The organism is Variovorax paradoxus (assembly GCF_029919115.1).
Classification (GTDB): Bacteria; Pseudomonadota; Gammaproteobacteria; order Burkholderiales; family Burkholderiaceae_C; genus Variovorax; species Variovorax paradoxus_O.
Map to the genome: position 1 here is coordinate 5220514 of NZ_CP123990.1, position 18889 is coordinate 5239402.

The window sequence follows — 18889 nt, forward strand, 5'->3', positions numbered from 1 at the left end:
ATGGCATGGGAAATCCTTTCAGCGGTTCTCGAACGGCGTTTCGTCGGCGCCGCGCAGCACGATGTCGAACTGGTAGCCCAGCGCGTAGCCCTCTTCGGTGATGTCGAGGCTGAAATCGGCAATCAGCCGGTTGCGGTAGCGCTCGGGCGTGCCGGTGACCATGGGGTCGTACTGCAGCAGCGGATCGCCGGGAAAGTACATCTGCGTGACCAGGCGGCTCGCAAAGCTCTGGCCGAACAGCGACAGGTGGATGTGCTGCGGACGCCAGGCGTTCGGATGGTTGCCCCAGGGGTACGCCCCGGGCTTGATGGTGAGAAAGCGGTAGCGGCCCTCGCTGTCGGTCAGGCAGCGGCCCGCGCCCAGAAAGTTGGGGTCGAGCGGCGCGTCGTGCTGGTCGACCTTGTGCACGTAGCGGCCCGAGGCGTTGGCCTGCCACAGCTCCACCAGCGTGTTGGCCACAGGGCGGCGGCGCTCGTCGAGCACCTGGCCGGTCAGGATCATGCGTTCGCCCAGCGGCTCGCCGTTCTTGCGCGCGTTGCGCGTCAGGTCGTGGTCGAACTCGCCGATGCTGTCGTGGCCATAAACCGGCTGCTGCAGTTCGCCCAGCGACGCCTTCAGCGGCACCAGCGGCTTTTGCGGACCGCGCTTCACGGTGGACTTGTAGCCGGGGTAGACATAAGAGGGGTGGGCCTCCCAGTCGCGCGGCGTGAGGATGGCCGAGGGGGCCTTCGTTTTGGTCAACATGTCGTTGTCTCCTGTTGGGGACGGATCGAATCCGGAACCCGGACTTTAGAAGTCTCGTCTGATGATGTAAATTGAAGATTGATTCGTTTTGAATAACCAGCGGTAATTGAAAAACACAGCCGATCTTCGCCAGGACTTTGTGCGCACCGTGCAGCTGCGCCACCTGCGTTGCCTTGTCGCCGTGGCGCAGGAGCGCCATCTGGCGCGCGCCGCCGAGCGGCTTTCGCTGAGCCAGCCGGCGGTTTCCAAGACGCTTTCAGAACTCGAATCCATCGTCGGGGCTCGCCTGGTGGAGCGGAGCAAGGCCGGCCGGCGCGGCGTACAAGGGCTGGCACCCGCCGGCGAGCAGTTGCTGGGCCATGCGCTGCGCGTGCTCGAGGCGCTCGACGCCAGCGCCGAGGCCGTGGCGCCTGCCTCGGGTGAGCGGGTCGAGCGGCTGCGTATCGGCGCGCTGCCGAGCGTGGCGCCGGCCTTGCTGCCTGTGGCGCTCGCGCGCTTTCGCGACCGCTGGCCGGCAGTGCAGGTGGTGGTGAAGAGTGCGGCCAACCCGGTGCTGCTCGACGAACTGCGCGCCGGCGAACTCGACCTGGTGGTCGGCCGCATGAGCGACCCGCGCCTGATGGGCGGGCTCAGCTTCGAGCTGCTCTACACCGAGCCGCTGGTGTTTGCCGTGCGTGCCGGCCATCCGCTCGCGGCGCGGCCCGCCCGGGCGGTGTCGGTGCAGGCGGTGCTCGGCTATCCGCTGGTGGTGTACGGAGAGGGCACGATTCCCCGCCACAACACCGAAAGTTTCTTGTCCGCGCGCGGCCTGGCGCTGCCCGCCAATGCGATGCAGACGCTCGACGTCGCCGTCGCGCGCGGTCTGCTGGCGGTTTCCGATGCGGTCTGGATCACTCCCCTGGGCGCCGCGCGCGGTGAGTTGGCCGACGAGCGCCTGGTCAGGCTGCGCATCGAAACCGCCGGCACCGACGAGCCCGTGGGGCTGCTGCTGCGCAGCGAGGCCGAGCCCTCCGCCCTGCGAGGCGCCATGGCCGCCCTGCTGCGCGAGGGCGCGAAGCAGCAGGGGGCGCTTCCAGCCCGATCCTTGAAAAAGCCACAGGCTTGATTCATTCGCGAAACACCGTGGAACCGGCTTCGCCGGGCCACAGGTGTTGCGCCCGGTAGGGGTGGGAGTAGCGACACGAAGTGCGCGAAGCCTGGGGGCGAGCCTTATTTTGTCGCGCGGCGCTGCACGCAGGCCACATAGCCATCGCCGTCGGGCGGGCGGCCGGCGCGCTGGCTCTCCCACATCATCTGCCCGAGGCATTCCATGGCCTCGTGGTGCGCATCGAGCAGCGAGCCGCGCCGCGCGGCCAGCAACTCGACGGCCTGGCGGATGCCGCGCGGCTGGTCGATCGAGCATTGCTCGCTGATCGAAAGATGCATCGACAGGTGCAGGAACGGGTTCTCGCGCCCGTTCGAGCCGTCGTACACGCGCGCCACCGCCGCGTCGGCATCGGCCAGGTCCTCGTGGTATTCGGGGTGCGCGTCGATCCATCCTGCGGCAATCGTCTCGAGGGCTTCCATCGGCAGGCCTTGCCGGTGCTTCGCATACACGTCGCAGAAAAAGCGGCGCACGTCTTCCTGGGAGGGATTGAACATATCTATATGAGGAGCCGAGGAGGAGAAGAAAAAAGGTGGGGAGATCCGCGTGTGGAGGGCCCCGGAACACGCCGGATGTTCCGGTAGCACGACGTTACATCGTTACGTAACGAACGGCTGAAAGACCCCCGCCGACAGTGTTTTCAGCACAGGGCCTCGCCTCTCGAACTAAAAAAATATCTATATAAATCAATGGCTTGCCTCGATCTCGGTGCGGCAGCGAACAACTGTTAACGATTTGGCACGCCTGTTGCCCCTGTACATGCATCTTTTGTCACAGAGGCCCACCATGAACGCAACCCAAGCATCGACCAATTCGACCGAAGGACTCGCCGCAAGTGGCGTGGCTCCCGTGGTCATCGCCCAAGCCAACAGCATGCCGCTCGGCGCTCCCGCCGCAGCCAGCTCGATGGCGCCCACCGCAACCGCGGCGCCTGCCGGCGTTGGCACATTGTCCAATGCTACGCCGGGCGTTGCCGTGATGCGCGAGGGTGTCCGCATTCCGGTGGAGGGCAACCAGACGTTGATGGCGGGCGACCGGGTGATCGTTCCCGAAGGCGGCCAAGCCAACGTGCTGTTCCCCGGCTCGGCCACCAACAAGGCGCCGCTGGCCGGCGTCTTCACCGGCGGCACCGACGCCACCATCGGCTCGACCAAGCTGCCCGGCGGCCTTGAACAAGTGAACGTGGATGTCGCCTCGGGCGACTTGCAGGTGACCCCGCCTGACAGCGATGCCGATGCGGCCGCACTGGCCGTGACGAAGAAGGTCGCCGCGGGTGGCGGCCTCGGTCTGGGCGAATTCGCACTCGGCGCTTTGGGGGCTGCCGGCCTGGGCGCCGCACTCGGCGGTGGTGGCGGCGGCGACGGCGGAACGATTCCGTTCTTCGTCGGCGGCGGCGACACGGATGCCGATGCGGATGCCGACGCTGACGCTGACGCAGATGCGGACGGCGATGCTGACGCTGACGCTGACGCTGACGCTGACGCTGACGCTGACGCCGATGCCGATGCCGATGCCGATGCCGATGCCGATGCCGATGCTGACGCTGACGCTGACGCCGATGCCGATGCCGACGCCGACGCCGACGCCGATGCCGATGCCGACGCAGACGCAGATGCAGATGCAGATGCCGACGCTGACGGCGACGCACTCCTGAACCCGGGCGACAACCTCATTGGCGGCGTGGTCGACTCGACGGACGGCAACCTCGGCCTGGGCGATTCACTCGATCCCGCCACCGGCCTTGTCGACGGCACGACCGACCTGATCGACGACCTCGTTGCACCGGTGCTCGGCGCCGACTTCACACGCGACGACCCGAACCAGTTCGACCCCGTGGACAACGTCGCCGAGACGGTGATCGACAGCGTCGGTGGTGCGATCAGCCCCGCGCTCGACGGCCTGCTCGGCGAAGGCGCCACCGATTCGCTGGTCGGCCAGGTCGACCATCTGACCGACGCGCTGCAGAACGGCCTGGACAACCTCGTGGGCGACAACGGCATCCTGATTGGCGCGACCACCGCGCTGGGTCTGGACGGCGTCATCGACGACCTCGTGGGCGACGGTGGCGTGGTCGAGAACGTGGTCGACGGCCTGCTTGGCGACAACAGCCTGGTGGCCGGCTTGGTAAGCGAAGAAGGCCTCGTGGGCGGCTTGCTGGCGGAAGACGGCGCAGTGGGCGCACTGCTTGCTGAAGACGGTGTCGTCGGCGGCCTGCTCGGCGGCGCAATGAGCGGCGATGGCCTGGTCGGCGGGCTCCTGGGCGACGAAGGCGTGCTGGGTGGCCTGCTTGGCGGTCCCCTGGGCGAAGAAGGTCTTCTGGGCGGCCTGCTCGGAGACGATGGCGCACTCGGTGGGCTGGTCGGCGGCGATGGCCTTGTGGGCGGCCTGATCGGCGGCGACGGCGCACTCGCCGGCGTACTGGGCAGCGAAGGCCTCACCGGCGGCCTGTTGGGCCAGGACGGCTTGGTGGACAACCTGCTGGGCGATGGCGGCGTCGTAGGCGGCCTGCTGGCTGACAGCCCGCTGGGTGGCTTGCTCGGCGGCGAAGACGCCCTGCTGGGCGGTGCGCTCGATGGCGTGCTGGGCGACGAAGGCCTTCTGGGCGGCGTGCTCGGCGACGACGGTCTGGGCGGTGGCCTGCTGGGTGACAGCGGCCTTTTGAGCAACGAAGGTCCGGTCGGCAGCCTGCTGGGCGGCGACCTCCTCGGCGGCGACTTGCTCGGCGGTGACCTGCTGAGTGGCGTGCTCGGTGAGGACGGCATCGTCGGCGGCCTGGTCGGCGGCGACCTCCTCGGCGGTGACCTGCTGGGTGGCGTGCTCGGTGAAGACGGCATCGTCGGCGGCCTGGTCGGCGGCGATCTCCTCGGCGGCGACTTGCTCGGTGAGGACGGCATCGTCGGCGGCGTGGTCGGCGGCGACCTGCTGGGTGGTGTGCTCGGCGAAGACGGCATCGTCGGCGGCCTGGTCGGCGGCGATCTGCTCGGCGGCGACCTGCTGGGTGGCGTGCTCGGCGAGGACGGCATCGTCGGCGGCCTGGTTGGTGGCGATCTGCTCGGCGGTGACCTGCTGGGCGGTGTTCTCGGCGAAGACGGCGTCGTCGGCGGTTTGCTCGGCGGCGACCTCCTCGGCGGCGACCTCCTGGGAGGCGACCTCCTCAGCGGTGTTGTCGGCGACGACGGCCTGGTCGGAAGCCTGCTGGGCAACGGCGGCCTGCTCGGCGGCGTGCTGGGCGACAGCAGCCCGGTTGCCAACATCCTTGACCCGGTGCTCGACACCGCAGGCTCGGTTGGCGAGGTGCTCGAGCCGGTGATTGCCGCCGTCTCCGAGGTGGCCGAACCCGTCACCGACATCCTGGCCGGCGCGGCCCCGACGCTTGAGCCGGTTGTCGAAACAGTCGCCAGCTTGGTCGACACCGTCGAACAAGCCGCTCCGATCGCGGCCGACGTCGTAACCCCGATCACCAGCCTGGTCGACCAGGCGGCCGGCACCGGCAGCGTTCTGACTCCGGTCACGAACATCCTGCACGGCTTGCTGGGCTAAGGAACAAGGGCAGCAGTAGGAGAAGAAAAACAAGGCAAGGGGCAGGCCTCGCCGGCCTGCCCCGCGCGAAAAGGACCGAACATGAAAAACACATCCCGGATACTGGCCGTCGTCGCACTGGGGGCAAGCCTTGCCGCCTGCGGAACAGGACCCAAGAGCGGACGCGAAGACGCGACCTACTACTACTCGAACAAGGCCGTCCCGGTGGCCAAGGTAGAGCCGCCTCCGCCCGCGCCGCCGGTGCAGGAGAGCCCCGCCGCGGCAAGGATCGTGTACTTCGATTTCGACAGGTACGACATCAAGGCGCAGTACCGCAGCGTGGTGGAAGCGCATGCGAACTTCCTGCGGAATCGGCCTGCCAGCAAGGTGACGATCGAGGGCCACACCGACTTGCGCGGCGGCCGCGAATACAACCTCGCACTGGGCCAGCGCCGGGCCGAATCCGTGCAACGCGCGCTCACGCAACTCGGCGTGCCGGCCGAGCGCATCGAAGCCGTGAGCTGGGGCCTCGAAAAACCGGCGTCGACCGAGGCCACCGAGGAGGGCCATCAGCTCAATCGCCGAGCCGAGTTCAGCTACCGCTGAAATCCGGAGAACGCGATGCCTTCGAGGGGAGTTTCCGGTCCGCTGCGTCAAAAAAGCAAGAGCACATGACGGGCGCGATCGGTCTCCCGTATTCGATCGAGGCCGAATGATGTCCTTCTCCAACCAGCTCCACGCCTGCCACGAGCGCCTGGTGCCGGTGTGCGCGGCACTACCGGCGCCTTATCCGGCATTCACGCTTTTCTTCTCGGTGAGCGACGGATCGCAGCGTGCGCACGTGGTGCACGCGCGTGCGGCCGAATTCGAGGACGCATGGCACGAAGGCGCCAAAGCCATGACCCGCTGGGTACGCGAAAACGGCATCGTGTCGCCCTGGCTGCGCATCGACTGGGTCGAGGGCGCGAGCCCGATCGACTGGGCGCAGTTCAAGGCCCAGCTTGCCGCCGTCAAGCGCAACTACTTCCGGCTCGGGCTGGCGTTCGACAAAGATTTCGAGACGGCATTCACCGAGCAGGAGCTCAACGCCAATGCCATGCTCTGCGCCGATTCGAACATTGCGCATGCGGTGGTGAATACGCGCAACTTCGAGATCTACGCCCAGGCGCGCTTCGCACGGACTCTTGCGCTCGAACTGCCGGCGGACCGGCCGGTCTACCTGCTTGCCACGGCGGGTGTTTTCTGCCAACCCGACTGTGTGGTGCACAAGCTGGTGGGCACGGGGCTCGATGCGGGGCGGCGCCAGGCGCCTGCGCTCAACCCGCAATCGGCACTCGACCTCGTGCGCAGCGGCGCGTCCTATCTCGCGCGCCAGGTGGAGGGAGACGGGCGGGTTGTCTACGGCTGCTTTCCGTGCTTCGACCGCCGCATTCCGACCGGCGACGCCACGCGCCACGCGAGCGTGCTCCACGCCATGATCGAAGCGTGGGAGCTCACGCGCGGCGACCCGTTGCGAGCCGCCATCGACCGCGCCCTCGGCCATCTGGCGAGCTGGCTCATACGCGGCTACACGCTCGCAGACGGCAGCGAAGCCGCGTTTCTGGTCGATGCCGGTGAAGAGATCAAGCTGAGCGGCAATGCGTCATGCGTGCTCGCACTGGTGAAATACTGCGAGGCGACCGACACGCGCCAATGGCTGCCCTTGCTTGAAAAGCTGGCGCAGGGCATCGTGTGGATGCAGGACGCCGCCACCGGCCGCTTCAACCACGTTCTGCACGCCGGCAACCTGCAGGTGAAGCAGGCCTCGCGCGCCGTTTACTACGACGGCGAGGCCGCTTTGGGCCTCATGCGCCTGTATGGGCTCACGCGCGATGCGCGCTGGCTCGCAGCGGTGGAAAAGGCGTTCGAGCATTTCATCGCAAGCCAGCACTGGCAGTCGCACGACCATGGCTTGAGCTGCTGCGTGAACGAGCTCACGCGCTGGAGCCCGCAAGAAAAGTACTTTCGCTTCGGCCTTCAGAACGTGGCCGGCTACCTGGACTTCGTGCTCGACCGCAAGACCACGTATCCGACGCTGCTCGCGCTCATGCTTGCTGCGCAGCAGATGCTCCAACGGCTTGAGGGAATGCCCGCCATGCGGCACCTGCTCGAAGAACTGGACACCGAAAAGTTCTACCGCGCGCTCGAATACCGCGCCCACTACCTGCTCAACGGCTTCTTCTGGCCCGAAATGGCAATGTACTTTCAGCGGCCGTCCACCGTTGCCGGGTCGTTCTTCATCCGGCACCACGCGTTCCGCGTGCGAGTGGACGACGTGGCGCAGTATGTGTCGGGCTTTGTGGCCTACCACCACTACCTGCTCGAGCGCCGCGCGGTGCCGGCCGGCGCCGGCGGCAGCGCAAGGGACGACGGCGCCGCGTGGACCGCGAACGAGATGGCGCGCGTGACCGGCGGCAAATGGGTTGTTCGCCCGGAGGAGGGCTGGCGCGCCACCGGTGTGACGCAGCGCTCTTTCTTGCGCAAGGGCCGCGTGGTGTTCGAGCACCAGGCGCGCACTTCGAAGACGCCCCTGGCGGCGGTCGCGCTCAAGGGCGTGCTGCAGCCCGCGGCCGCCGTGTTGTGCACCGACCCTGCGCCGCACCTGGACAAACGCGTGCCCGTGCTCCAGGTGCCCGACGTGCTGCAGGCCGTGCTGGATCTGGGCGCGCATGCGCGCACCGAGTTCGGCGGCCGGGTCTGCGGGGTGCTGGGCAGCGGCATCGGCAGCAACACCGTGGCCGCAATGCTCGCCGATGCGCTGACTGTCTGGGGCGAAGTGGCCCGGCCCGAAGGCAATGTGAGCCTGCCCTCAGGCATTGCCTGGAACCTCACCTGCATGCCGCGGCATGCCGCGTATTGGGTGCTCGAGATGGGCTCGCCGCACATGCTGGCTTCGGCGCAGCTGGTGCGCCCCATGCTGGCGGTGGTCACGGGGCTTTCGGCGGCTTCGCAAAAAACGCGCGGCCCATCGGAGGCCGCGGCGCGCCTGGACAGCCGCGTTTTCCAGGGCATGGCGCCAGGCGACAGCGCCGTCCTGAACCGCGACATTCCCGAGTTTGCGACCTTCGCGGAGGCCGCAATGGCGCAGCAGCTGCAGATCGTGACCTACGGCGAGCACAAGGACGCCGACGTGCGGCTGCTCGCATTCGGCCACGGCGAGGTCCAGGCGTCGGTCTGCGGAGAACCGTTCCAGCTGCGGCTCAACGCACCTGGACGCCACATGGGCGCGAGCGCCGTGGCCGTACTCGCGGCGCTGCATGCCATGCGCCTGAAGCTGGCTGCCGCCGTGGAGCCCTTTGCCCACTTCGAGCCGCCAAGCGGACGCGGCGCGCTGCACACCATCCACATCGGCGGCGGCAGCTTCAAGCTGATCGACGAAACCTACGACGCAAACCCCCGCTCGATGCGTGCCGCGCTCGAACTGCTGTCGCAGGCGCCTTGCGAACCGGCTCGGCGCGTCGCAATCCTCGGCGACATGCAGGAACTCGGCCCCGCCGCACAGCGCCATCACCTCGACCTGGAGCCGGAACTGCTCGCATCGCAGCCCGACCGCGTGCTGCTGTGCGGCCCACTCATGCGCGCGTTGCATGCGCGCATTCGCACCAAGGTGCGCTCGCACTGGTTCGTCGATGTGTCCGATCTGTCGACCGCACTCGGAGGCCTGCTGCAGCCGGGCGACTGGGTGCTGGCCAAGAGTTCCGCAGGCGTCGGCCTGTCCCGGCTCGCCCGGGTTTTGAAAGCACTGCCATGAAGTTCAGCGCGTACCCGCCTTTGCACTATCAACGCCATCCGGCAGGGGCAGCGCCCGCGCGCCGCTGGTGGCTCGGCTGGCTGCAGCTGCTTGGCGCCTGGCTCCTTTGCATGTTGCTGTGCGCGAATGTCGCGCTGGCGTTGGCCAAGGGGCTGCCGACCGACGAGGCCCGTCCGGCTGCCAGAAAAACCACGGGCTGCTTGCAGGCGGAGCGCGGTAACAAAGCTGTCGCCAGGCCCGACGGATCGGCCGTGAAGGAATACACACCAACGCCGCGCTGCCTCGGCATACAAGGGTAGATATTGCTTGTAACAGAAGGGTAACAGTTGATAATCTTCGAGGCGTCACTGCCCGACGGATCGGCCATTCCCCATGATCAAGTTTCTCTTGCCCAGTCAGTTGGTTGCCGATGTGCCCGAAGAGTCGGGTGCCAGTCCGTATGCGGGCGCGCTGAACGCGGCTTTCCGCGACGCTTACCCGCTGGTCAAGAGCGCGGCGTGGCGCTCGCTGCCCATCAGCCTCTTCGGTTTGCTGCCGTCGATCTTCCTGCTCCAGGTGTATGACCGCGTGCTGTCGCGCAGCGGCATCTCGACGCTGGCTGCGCTGGTGTGCGGCATTCTGTTTTTCCTGTGCATCGAGTTCTGGATGCGCTCGCGGCGTTCGCGCCTGCTGCGCAATGCGGGCGCCATCATCGACCACGGCGTGTCGGGTGCGTTGCTGAACTCGATGCTGAACCGCCCGCTGCGTGCGCTCGAGGCGCGCCCCGCCTCGGTATGGCACCAGTTCTTTCGCGACGTGGCTTCGGTGCGCGGCACGGTCACCGGCGGCCTGGCGCAATCGATCTTCGATCTGCCGATGGCGATCTTCGCGCTGGTGGTGATCGGCATCGTGGCATTGCCGGTGTTGCCGGTGGTGGCCTTGTTCCTTGGCGTGATGGCCTTTCTGGCGTGGTGGTGGGCCGACGAGGTGCGCAGCGGCCGGGTCGAAGAAGTGCAGCGTGGCCGCGGCCTCGACCGCATGACCTCGGAGATCTGCAATGCACGCGAAACGCTCAAGACGCAATCGAACGACGGCCCCACCATCGAAATGTGGCGACAGACCTACAACGCCTGGCTGAGCGAAAGCTTCAGCAAGAACGGCCAGATCGAATCCGCACGCGACGGCACCACGGTGCTGTTGACGGTGTTCTCGGTCATCGTGGTGACGGTGGGCGCTGTTTCGGTCATGGAGCAGTGGATGACGGTCGGCGGCCTGGTCGCCTCGAACATGCTGGCCCTCAAGGCATTGCAGCCGGTCGCCGGCCTGGTCTCGAGCTGGCGTTCGCTGGCCGCCGCCAAGGAGGCCGCCAAGCGGCTCGAGAAAGTGCTTGCCGAGCCGGTCGAAAAACCGCCGAGCGGCATGACGCTGCCGCAGCCGCTGGGCCGTGTCACGCTCAAGGACGTGAGCTTCAGCTTCACCGAAGCCGCGCAGAAGCCGGTGCTCGAAAACGTCGATCTCGACATCGGGCCCGGCGGCCTGCATGTGATCGTCGGGCGCAATGGCGCCGGCAAGTCGACGCTGGTCAAGCTGCTGTCGGGCCTGTACACGCCCACGCGCGGCATCATCAGCATCGGCGAATACGACCTGTCGCAGTTCGGCCGCGAAGAGCTCTCGCGCTGGATCAGCTATCTCTCGCAAGAGGTGTACTGGTTTGGCGGGCCGCTGATCGACACCATGCGCCGCACGGCCCCGGGGCAAAGCGACGAGCAAGTGGTGGCGGCCTGCAAGCTCTCGGGCGCGCACGACTTCATCTCGAAGCTGCCCGACGGCTACCGCACCGTGGTGGGAGAAGGCGGCACCGGCTTTTCGGTGGGCGAGCGGCGCAAGCTGGCGCTGGCCATGAGCTTCTTGCGCAAGCCCTCGGTGCTGGTGCTCGACGAGCCGAGCAACGACCTCGACTTTCAGAGCGAGCGAACCCTGCTGGCCACGCTGCTTGCGGTGGCCAAGGTGCGCACCGTGGTGGTGGTCACGCATTCGCTGCGCATCGTGTCGGCCGCCACGGTGGTCTATCACGTCACGGGGCAAGGCAATGTCGAACAGGGAACGGCCGCGGTGATGGTGCCGAAGCTCTTCGGCGTGAAGAAGGCGCTGGTGGCGCTGACCGATCCGGCTACCGGAGACGGCGACGCCGATACGCATTCGCAGGGCGCCGCGGCACCCGCGACCCGTTCGATGGCTTGAGCCGGGCAATAGAAGAGAAGCGCAATTGCAATTGGGAGCCGCGACTTGAAATCAGATCTGCCGCAGATACTGCAGGACGAAGAGCACAAGCGCGCGGCGCATGCCTCGCCCGAGGGCCGGCGCCGCCAGTGGGTGATTGGCAGCGTGGTGGCCGTGCTCGCCGTCGTCGGCCTGGGCTTCCCTATGGAAACAGTGGTGGTGGCACCCGGCCGCGTGATTCCGTCGGACCGCGTCAAGTCCATCCAGCACCTGGAAGGCGGCATCGTCAGCAATGTGCTGGTGAAAGAAGGCGACCGCGTGAAGCAGGGGCAGTCGCTGGTGGAGATCGACCTGGGCGGCAGCGGCCTCAACTTTGAAGAGCTCACCGCGCGCTACGCCGCCACGCAGGCCACCCGCATCCGCTTGATTGCGGAGAGCCGCGGCAAGCCGCTCAGGCGCGAGAGTTTTGCGGCGGACATCGACGAGAGCGTGCTCGACGGCGAAACCGGCGCCTATGAAGCACGCGCGCTCGAGCAGCGCGGCGTGATGGCTGGCGCGGTGTCGGGGCTCGAACAGGCGCGCAGCAAGGAGCTCGAGCAGCAGGCCAAGGTCAAGGGCCTGAACGACCGGCTGGCGCTGATGCAGAAAGAACTCGAGATATCGGAGCAACTGCTGTCCGAAAAATTGGTGGGACAGGTCGAGGTGCTCGAAAAACGCCGGTTGGTCGAGGGTGTGCGAAGCGAGCTCGCGGTGGCACGCCAGGGCGCCATATCCGCCAGCGCCGCCATTGCCGAGGCGCAGGCCAAGATGGCCGAAGCCGAAGGGCGCTTCCGGCGCCGCGCCTCCGACGAGCTGGCCACGGTGGAGCGCCAGTTCGCAAGCCTGAGCGAAGACCTTGCGCGCGCGCGCACCCAGCGCTCGCGCACCATCGTCAAGGCCCCGGCCGACGGCATCGTCAAGGGGCTGCGCAGCGCCAGCCCGGGCTGGGTCATCAAGCCCGGCGAAGCCATCATGGAAGTCGTGCCCGACAAGGACGAGGTCATGATCGAGGCGCGGCTGAACCCCAACGACCGCGGCTTTGTCGAAGTGGGCCAGGCGGCGCGCGTCAAGATCACCGCCTACGACTACCTGCGCTACGGCGCCATCGACGGCAAGGTCACGCTGGTGGCCGCCGATGCCGACCGCGATCCGGCCGTTGCCAATGCGGCGCCCTACTACCGCATCCTGGTCGGCACCGGGCAGGCCTATGTGGGGCACCAGGACAACCGCGTCACCGCGGGCATGGAGTCGGAGGTCGACCTGAAAGTGGGGACCGATCCGTTCATCTGGTACATCCTTCGGCCCGTGCTCAAGCTGCGGCGCGAAGCCTTTCGCGAACCATGAGGGCGAGCAAATCGGCAGGCCGGCGCCGCTTGGGCCGCAGCGCTCTTTGTGCAGCACTGTGCGCCGGGTTTGCACTCCCTCCGGGCGCGGCCATCGCGCAGGAACAGCCCGCGCAGCTTGTGCCTGCGCGCCGCCTTTCCACTCCGTCGATCGGTGCCGCAAGCTATGCCCAGCGCGTGAAGCAGGCGCTTGTCGCGCTGTCGCAGGAATACCCTGAGGTGCAGTCTGCGCAAGCGGCGGCCAACACCAGCAGCTTCGGCGTCGATGCAGCCAAGAAGGCGCGTTTTCCGCGCTTCAAGATGGGCACCGCCTCCGGCAACTACAACAGCGGCGCGGCCAACGCCAAGACGGAGAACTACACCGTGCTCACAGCCGAGGCGCGGGTGAGCCTGATCGACGGCGGCGCCATGAGCGCGGCGGTGCGCGCGGCCGAGGCCGGCAACCAGGCCGACGACGAGGCGGTGGTGACCACGTCGCAGAAGGTGGTGCTCGATGCGCTGACCGCCTACCTGCAGGTGCAGCGCTTCGACCTGAAGAAGCAGATCGCGCGCAAGTCCACCGAGGTGGTGGCCGAGTTGTCGAAGGCCGAGGCACGGCGTGTTGCGCTTGGCGCCGCCGGCGAGAACGACCTGAACATGGCGGCTGCGCGCCGTGCCAGCGTGGCCGCGCGCGAATCCGACTTTCAGGCGCAGCGCGACGAGGCGCTCGCCAAGTTCAACACCTATTTCAAGTTCACGCCCGCCACCGATTCGCTGCCCGTGCTCGCCGCGCCCACGTTCTGGCGCATTGCGTCGCAAGAAGAAGCGCTGCGCCGCGCCGAAGAGCGCAGCACTGAAATTGCCGAGGCCAAGGGTCGTGTTGCCAAGGCCCAGGCGCTTGTCGACCAGCAGGAAGCCAGCATCTACCCCACCGTGGATGCGGTGCTGGTCAAGAGCAAGGACCCGCGCGGCGTGTCGCCGCAAGACCCGACGCGCGCCGCCTTCGAGCTGAACTGGAACTTCGGCAACGGCTTCGATCGCCAGTTGCGCCTGAAGTCCGCACTGGCCGAGGTTGCCAACCAAGAAGCCAAGCTCGAAGGCGTGAAGCTCAATCTGCTGGAGCTCACATCGGCTTCATGGGCTCGCACGGTTTCGGGCCGCGAGCGCGAGCGACAGCTGATGGAAGCCGTCAGCACTTCGGGCCAGGCCTTTCGCGGACGGCGCCGCCTGATGGAGTTCGGACGCGAGACCCTGCCCGCCGTGCTCGATGCGCAGCTGGACTATTACAACCTGCTGTTCGACTATGTCGACGCCGTGTTCGACCTGCGCATTTCGGAGCTGCGCCTGGCGCGTACCACCGGAGAACTGCGCATCGACCCCGACGCAAGCAACGCATGGATCGATCGCATCTTCGGCCCACCCAGCCGGCCCGCCCTGAGCGAGGACGGCCTGCTCACCGCGCTGTGCATCTCGAGCAACGCAAGCTGCGCGAGCGAACCGGTGGTCGATCGCGGCGCAGCGGCGGTGGCATCGAATCCGCCGCTGCGCCGGTCCACACGCCTGGCGGAGCGCTGAGCAGGCGAAGGGCTCAGGCGTCTTCGGGGATGCCCGGCTCTCCGTCCAGAATTTGGTACTTGCGCATCTTTTCCCACAGCACCTTGCGGCTGATGCCCAGGTGCTGGGCGGTGTCCTGGCGCTTCCAGTCGTTGATCTCCAGCGCCGCGATGATGCGGTTGCGCTCGCTGCCGTTCCATCCCTTGCGCTCGCCATTGGCATCGAGCGCCACGCCGTTGGCGCTTGCGCCGTACCCGTTTCTTTCGGCCGGATTTGCAGAAGGCGTCGGTGTGCCGCGCGTGAGTGCAATGGCACGCTGAATCAGGTTCTGGTCCCATGAATGCAGCTGCCGCGCAATCACGCCCACCCGCTCTGCCAGGTTGCGCAGCTGCCGCACGTTGCCGGGAAAGTACGTTTCCGCCACCGCATCGCTCAGCCAGTGCGGCGTTTCACCCAGGGTTTCGAGTTCGTCGCCCAGCACATTGGCCAGCAACGCCTTGAAGATCGCGATCTTGTCGATCTCGCCACGCTCCTCGAGGCTGGGCACATGCAGCTCGATGACCGCGAGCCGGTAGAACAGGTCGGCGCGAAACTCGCCGTTGGCCACCATTTCGCGCAGGTTGCGGTTGGTGGCGGCCACCAGCCGAAAGTCGACCCGGACCGGCGCCGTGGCGCCGAGGCGTGTGACCGCGTTGTCTTCGAGCACGCGCAGCAGCTTGACCTGCTGGTACTTGGGAAGGTCGCCGATCTCGTCGAGAAACAGCGTGCCGCCCGTCGCCTGTTCGAAATAGCCGCGATGCGCATGCACCGCGCCGGTGAACGAGCCCTTGGTATGGCCGAAGAAAAGCGACTCGAACAGGCCGTCGGGAATCGCGCCGCAGTTCACCGCCACAAATGCGCCCTTGCTGTAATGCTGGTGCCCCAGGTGCAGCTGCTGCGCAATCCGCTCCTTGCCCACGCCCGTTTCGCCGCGCACCAGCACGCTGTGGTTGCAGTCGGCAAAGGCGGACACTTCGGCAAGCAGCGATTTCATCGCGTCCGAATGCGCCACCAGCACATCGGGCGCCTGGGGCGCCACGTCGCGCGCCCGCAGCTGCCGCACCAGCTTGGCCACCATGGTGCGCAATTCGGCGCAGGTGAAGTCATACGGCAGAACGTGCAGGTATTCGGGCGGATAGGTTCGCGAGTCGCGCTCGCGCGAAGCCGCCGCCACCCAGATCACCGGCATGCCCTGCAGCAACTCGGTCGCATGCGCCAGCCCCCCGCCGTCGATGACCGTGACGCTGATGATGGCAACCGACGGCCGAAGGGCAGTGCCGCGCTCCTGCTGCGGCGCCGGCATGCCGTCGGCGCGAATCACCTCCACGTCGAAGCTCGCCATGCACCGCGCGATACGGTCGAGGATGTCGGCCTTGCCTTCCCAGACAAAGAGGTCGAGTTCGTCGAAGTTGGGAGCGCTCATGGGAAAAATAGCTTGAGTGTTAGTACACCAACTCCGCGCCCGCCTTGCACGAAAGACGGGCGCCGACTTCGGCATCGGCAAGATCAATGCCCAGGTTGTTCAGCAACGACCCCACGAGCGAATTGACAACCGAGGAGATGAGAGGCGCGATCAGGGTCTTGAGCAACGTAAACACCGCGGTGGCGGCTGCATCCGTCGTACTCAGTATGGCGCCGAGCAATCCTGTCGATGCATTGGGACCATACAGATTGAGTTGCAGGCCGTTGACGATGTCGGTCAGCAGGCCGGCCACGTTGTTGGTGGCAGAGGTCGAGAGATACGTTTGTGCGGGCGCCGCCGTATCGTCGATTTCTTTCAACTGCCCGGGCACGGAGGAATGGAAAAGCAATGAATCGGTGCTGCCGCCAAGGGGGCCGGGGTCGACTGCGAGGCCGATGCCCCCGCCACCAAAAGCCGTGCGCTGCGCCGTGGCCTTTTGAGTGGTCCATGTGCCGTTCGGCTGCAAATACTCTTGCACACTGCCAACGCACACCCCGAGGACGACGACAGTGCAGGTTTTTCTTGTCTGGATCGTGCCGATATCGATCAGCGGAATGGGTTCCACGGTGGGCGGAGCGGACGAGGATGAGAAAACCTTGGCCTTTGCATCGGCCGCACTGCTGCCCATTTTTCCGATGCGCAATGTCGCAATATTGGATGTCGAGTTTGCCCAGAGTTTTCTGTCGGCGTCGTTGGCGCAGTCGTAGTCCGTCACGTAGGCCGCCGCTGAAGCAACGTCGATGCTGATGTCGATTCGAATGGGCAGCGGCAATGCTTTGACATCCGCGATTTCGGTCTTGGCGGGGGTGTGGCAATTGACCGCAATGACCGCGCAGCTCCCCGGCGGCGTAAGGTCGATGATGGAGCCAAGGATCGAGACCAGGGCAGAGGTCAGCGAAGTCAGTGCGTTCAACAAGCCGCTGATCAGTGTTGTCAGCAGCTGTCCGGTCGCGCCGATGTTTGTAGAAACGAGTGCTCGAACCTGTGCGGTTCGAACATAAATCCTGTTCGGCCCCAGTGGATCGAGTTTTGCCAACTCAGGATTGCCGACGGCAGAAAACTGCGGCGGCTCTATCACCTTGATGCTCGCGGTGACCCCCGCAAGATTGACATCCGCAGCAACGCCGTTCTTGCCATTGGCCGCCTGGATCACGCCCTGCACCAACTGAAAAAGCTGGATGCTGGTGTCCAGCCCCGCCGCATCGGTGCCCGATTGCACACCAAGCAGGTCACCCAGCTTCAGCAGCGGTTGGGCCGCGGCGGCATTGGCTGCAACCCTCAGCAGGGTGAGCGCGTCCACAGCCGTTTGGGCCGTGCTTCCGCTGCGCTGCAGCGCATTGATCATGGCCTGCAGCAGCGTGCCCACCGAAACATTGGTGGCCAGAACCTCGTCGTACTTGCCGGCGCCAATGCCCAACTGCAGCGCCAGCTCGTCGAGAAAGCCCAGCAGCTTGAGGTCGGTGTTGATCAAGCCGTTCCAACCCACTGCGTCGAGGTTGAGGCTTCCGCCCAGAAGACCGCCGAACACCGCGTTGAGGATGGGCGACTGCGTACTGTCCACGCTCACGAGCGTGCTGCGAATGCTCAATGCCGCCAGCGGGTGCTTCAGGGCCGCGACGGCATCGACACCGATGGCCCGGGGTGCGTTGCCCGGAATACCTGCAAGCACCAGCGCCGGCGTCCTGTTGATGGTGACTCGCACTGCGTTGAATTTTTGCCCGCTCTCCGGCGGGCCGAAGTGAGGGGCGCTCGGCCGGGACAAAGGGTCCCAGTGGCCGCACGCCACGCTGTCTGCGGCAATAGCCGCCAGGCCGGGTGGGAGGTTGAGCGCCGCATTGGCAATTGCAGCCGCCGTTGCGGTTGTGCAGCTGTCCGGATCGAGTGCCTGCGCACCCGCAAGCGCAGCAAGGTCGGCCGTCTTCTGGAGCTCGCGTTTCACAAAGAACATGTAGCCGAGTTCGACGCCGACGAGCACGATGACCAGCAGGCTCAACGCAATGGCCGACGTAATGACGATCGACCCGCCTTGCCGCCCTGCGGTGCTTCGTTTGAATGCGTGCATCGTCCGCATCGATCTACGAAGGAGCTCTGGCGGTGGTGGCCTTGCCGAGCAGGCGCTCGGGCATCCAGCTTGCGGTAAGCGGAACCGGCGGCAGCAGCGGATTGGCGCGGTAAGGGTAGGTGACCTTCACCGCGACCGTTCCAGGCGAAACAGTCACTTCAGGAGGAATGTCCGCCATCTTTGCGCGAAGCCATGTCTCTTTTGCCGAAGGCGCATTGCCCGCGGCAGCGGGGGTGATCATCGACAGTGCGAGCGACCGGTAGATGGCGGTTCGAACATTGGCCTGCAGGTCAGCGGCCGGCGTGTCGCTCCTGAAGGTTTGCGCGGCTCTTGCGCCGTCTTCCGCTGCGCGCGAGACCACTTGCTGCACATAGAGAACGCCGCAGAAGGTGACGAGCCCGTAGATGCCAAGAAACAGCACGCTGAAGACGAGCGCGAACTCGATCGCGGCAACGCCGCGCTGCTGGCGGGAAGCGGCCTTTTCAAGCCGTGGGTGACCCGGCTTCACAACGACCTTCCGTCGAGCAGCATGCTGGCCTTGCCCGCAATGCGCTCAGGCAGGGCAAAGGCGGGGAAAACCGGAAACAGCTGGTCGATTCCGGTGACGGTCACTGTCACCATCATCTGGCAGCGGGTGTTCCATTCGGGGCCGCATGGCGGCGTCGCTTGCGAGCAGGTGTCTTCTGTTGCCGTGCAGATTGCCGCTACGACATTGCGGTTGGTTTTGAGCCCCGCGGGCAACCAGTCGGTGCGCTGGACCGCAACGGAGTTTGCTTCCGTTCTGCGGCTGTTCAGGGTGGCCTGGTACCGCAGGCCCGCACGCGCACCGTCTTCCGCTGCGTTCTGCAAGCTCATGCGCATGGCCAGCAAGAAGCCGTAGCAGATTACCGCGTAGAGCAGCGCAAAGACGATGAGGAACACGAACGCAAATTCGATCGCGTACACGCCGTGCTGGGCGCGCCCGGGCTTTGCGTGGGTGCGGATTTGCGTCATGGTTCTTGATGCACGGCGAAGA

At 66.3% G+C, this 18889-nt stretch carries 14 protein-coding genes; 8 read left to right on the forward strand and 6 right to left on the reverse strand.

Going from position 1 to position 18889, the window contains the following annotated elements; genetic code table 11:
* Positions 1–18 precede the first annotated feature (18 nt).
* Positions 19–744, reverse strand: a complete 726-nt coding sequence (gene pcaH, locus QHG62_RS24975) for a protocatechuate 3,4-dioxygenase subunit beta (RefSeq protein WP_281148282.1) — start codon at positions 742–744, stop codon at positions 19–21.
* A 106-nt stretch (positions 745–850) separates the two neighbouring features.
* On the opposite strand from pcaH, the gene QHG62_RS24980 reads away from it, so the two are divergent.
* Positions 851–1849: a LysR substrate-binding domain-containing protein gene (locus tag QHG62_RS24980; protein WP_281148283.1), complete on the forward strand. Its 999-nt coding sequence runs from the start codon at positions 851–853 to the stop codon at positions 1847–1849.
* Positions 1850–1953: 104 nt separating this feature from the next.
* On the opposite strand, the gene QHG62_RS24985 is transcribed toward QHG62_RS24980, so the two are convergent.
* Positions 1954–2385 carry a DUF1841 family protein gene (locus QHG62_RS24985; protein WP_281148284.1) on the reverse strand — a complete coding sequence of 144 codons (432 nt, stop codon included), beginning with the start codon at positions 2383–2385 and terminating at the stop codon, positions 1954–1956.
* Positions 2386–2674: 289 nt separating this feature from the next.
* Between QHG62_RS24985 and QHG62_RS24990 the strand changes: the two genes are divergently transcribed.
* The 7 genes from QHG62_RS24990 (at position 2675) to QHG62_RS25020 (ending at position 14332) form a co-directional block, all read left to right on the forward strand.
* Positions 2675–5428 (forward strand): hypothetical protein, encoded by a 2754-nt coding sequence (locus QHG62_RS24990; protein WP_281148285.1) that lies wholly within the window; start codon positions 2675–2677, stop codon positions 5426–5428.
* Positions 5429–5509: 81 nt separating this feature from the next.
* On the forward strand, positions 5510–6013 hold the full coding sequence (gene pal / locus QHG62_RS24995; RefSeq protein ID WP_281148286.1) for a peptidoglycan-associated lipoprotein Pal: 504 nt from the start codon (positions 5510–5512) through the stop codon (positions 6011–6013).
* Positions 6014–6119: 106 nt separating this feature from the next.
* Positions 6120–9197, forward strand: a complete 3078-nt coding sequence (locus tag QHG62_RS25000; RefSeq protein ID WP_281148287.1) for a glutamate ligase domain-containing protein — start codon at positions 6120–6122, stop codon at positions 9195–9197.
* A complete protein-coding gene (locus QHG62_RS25005; protein ID WP_281148288.1) occupies positions 9194–9496 on the forward strand; it encodes a hypothetical protein in 303 nt (100 codons plus the stop codon). The genes QHG62_RS25000 and QHG62_RS25005 overlap by 4 nt, the downstream gene beginning before the upstream one ends.
* A 73-nt stretch (positions 9497–9569) precedes the next feature.
* Entirely contained in the window at positions 9570–11417 is a 1848-nt protein-coding gene (locus QHG62_RS25010) for a peptidase domain-containing ABC transporter (protein ID WP_281148289.1), read from the forward strand.
* Between the two features lie 45 nt (positions 11418–11462).
* Complete coding sequence (locus QHG62_RS25015; protein ID WP_281148290.1) at positions 11463–12779, forward strand: HlyD family type I secretion periplasmic adaptor subunit; 1317 nt, start codon at positions 11463–11465, stop codon at positions 12777–12779.
* Complete coding sequence (locus QHG62_RS25020) at positions 12776–14332, forward strand: TolC family protein (RefSeq protein ID WP_281148291.1); 1557 nt, start codon at positions 12776–12778, stop codon at positions 14330–14332. Before QHG62_RS25015 ends, QHG62_RS25020 begins: the two co-directional genes overlap by 4 nt.
* 13 nt (positions 14333–14345) lie before the next feature.
* On the opposite strand, the gene QHG62_RS25025 is transcribed toward QHG62_RS25020, so the two are convergent.
* From QHG62_RS25025 to QHG62_RS25040, 4 genes are read right to left on the reverse strand one after another with little or no spacing between them, the layout of a single operon-like run.
* Complete coding sequence (locus tag QHG62_RS25025; protein ID WP_281148292.1) at positions 14346–15773, reverse strand: sigma 54-interacting transcriptional regulator; 1428 nt, start codon at positions 15771–15773, stop codon at positions 14346–14348.
* 19 nt (positions 15774–15792) lie between these two features.
* A complete protein-coding gene (locus QHG62_RS25030; protein WP_348638673.1) occupies positions 15793–17883 on the reverse strand; it encodes a pilus assembly protein TadG-related protein in 2091 nt (696 codons plus the stop codon).
* A 4-nt stretch (positions 17884–17887) separates the two neighbouring features.
* Complete coding sequence (locus tag QHG62_RS25035; protein WP_281148293.1) at positions 17888–18382, reverse strand: TadE/TadG family type IV pilus assembly protein; 495 nt, start codon at positions 18380–18382, stop codon at positions 17888–17890.
* Positions 18379–18867, reverse strand: coding sequence for a TadE/TadG family type IV pilus assembly protein (locus tag QHG62_RS25040; protein ID WP_281148294.1), 489 nt, complete (start codon positions 18865–18867; stop codon positions 18379–18381). Before QHG62_RS25040 ends, QHG62_RS25035 begins: the two co-directional genes overlap by 4 nt.
* Positions 18868–18889 lie beyond the last annotated feature (22 nt).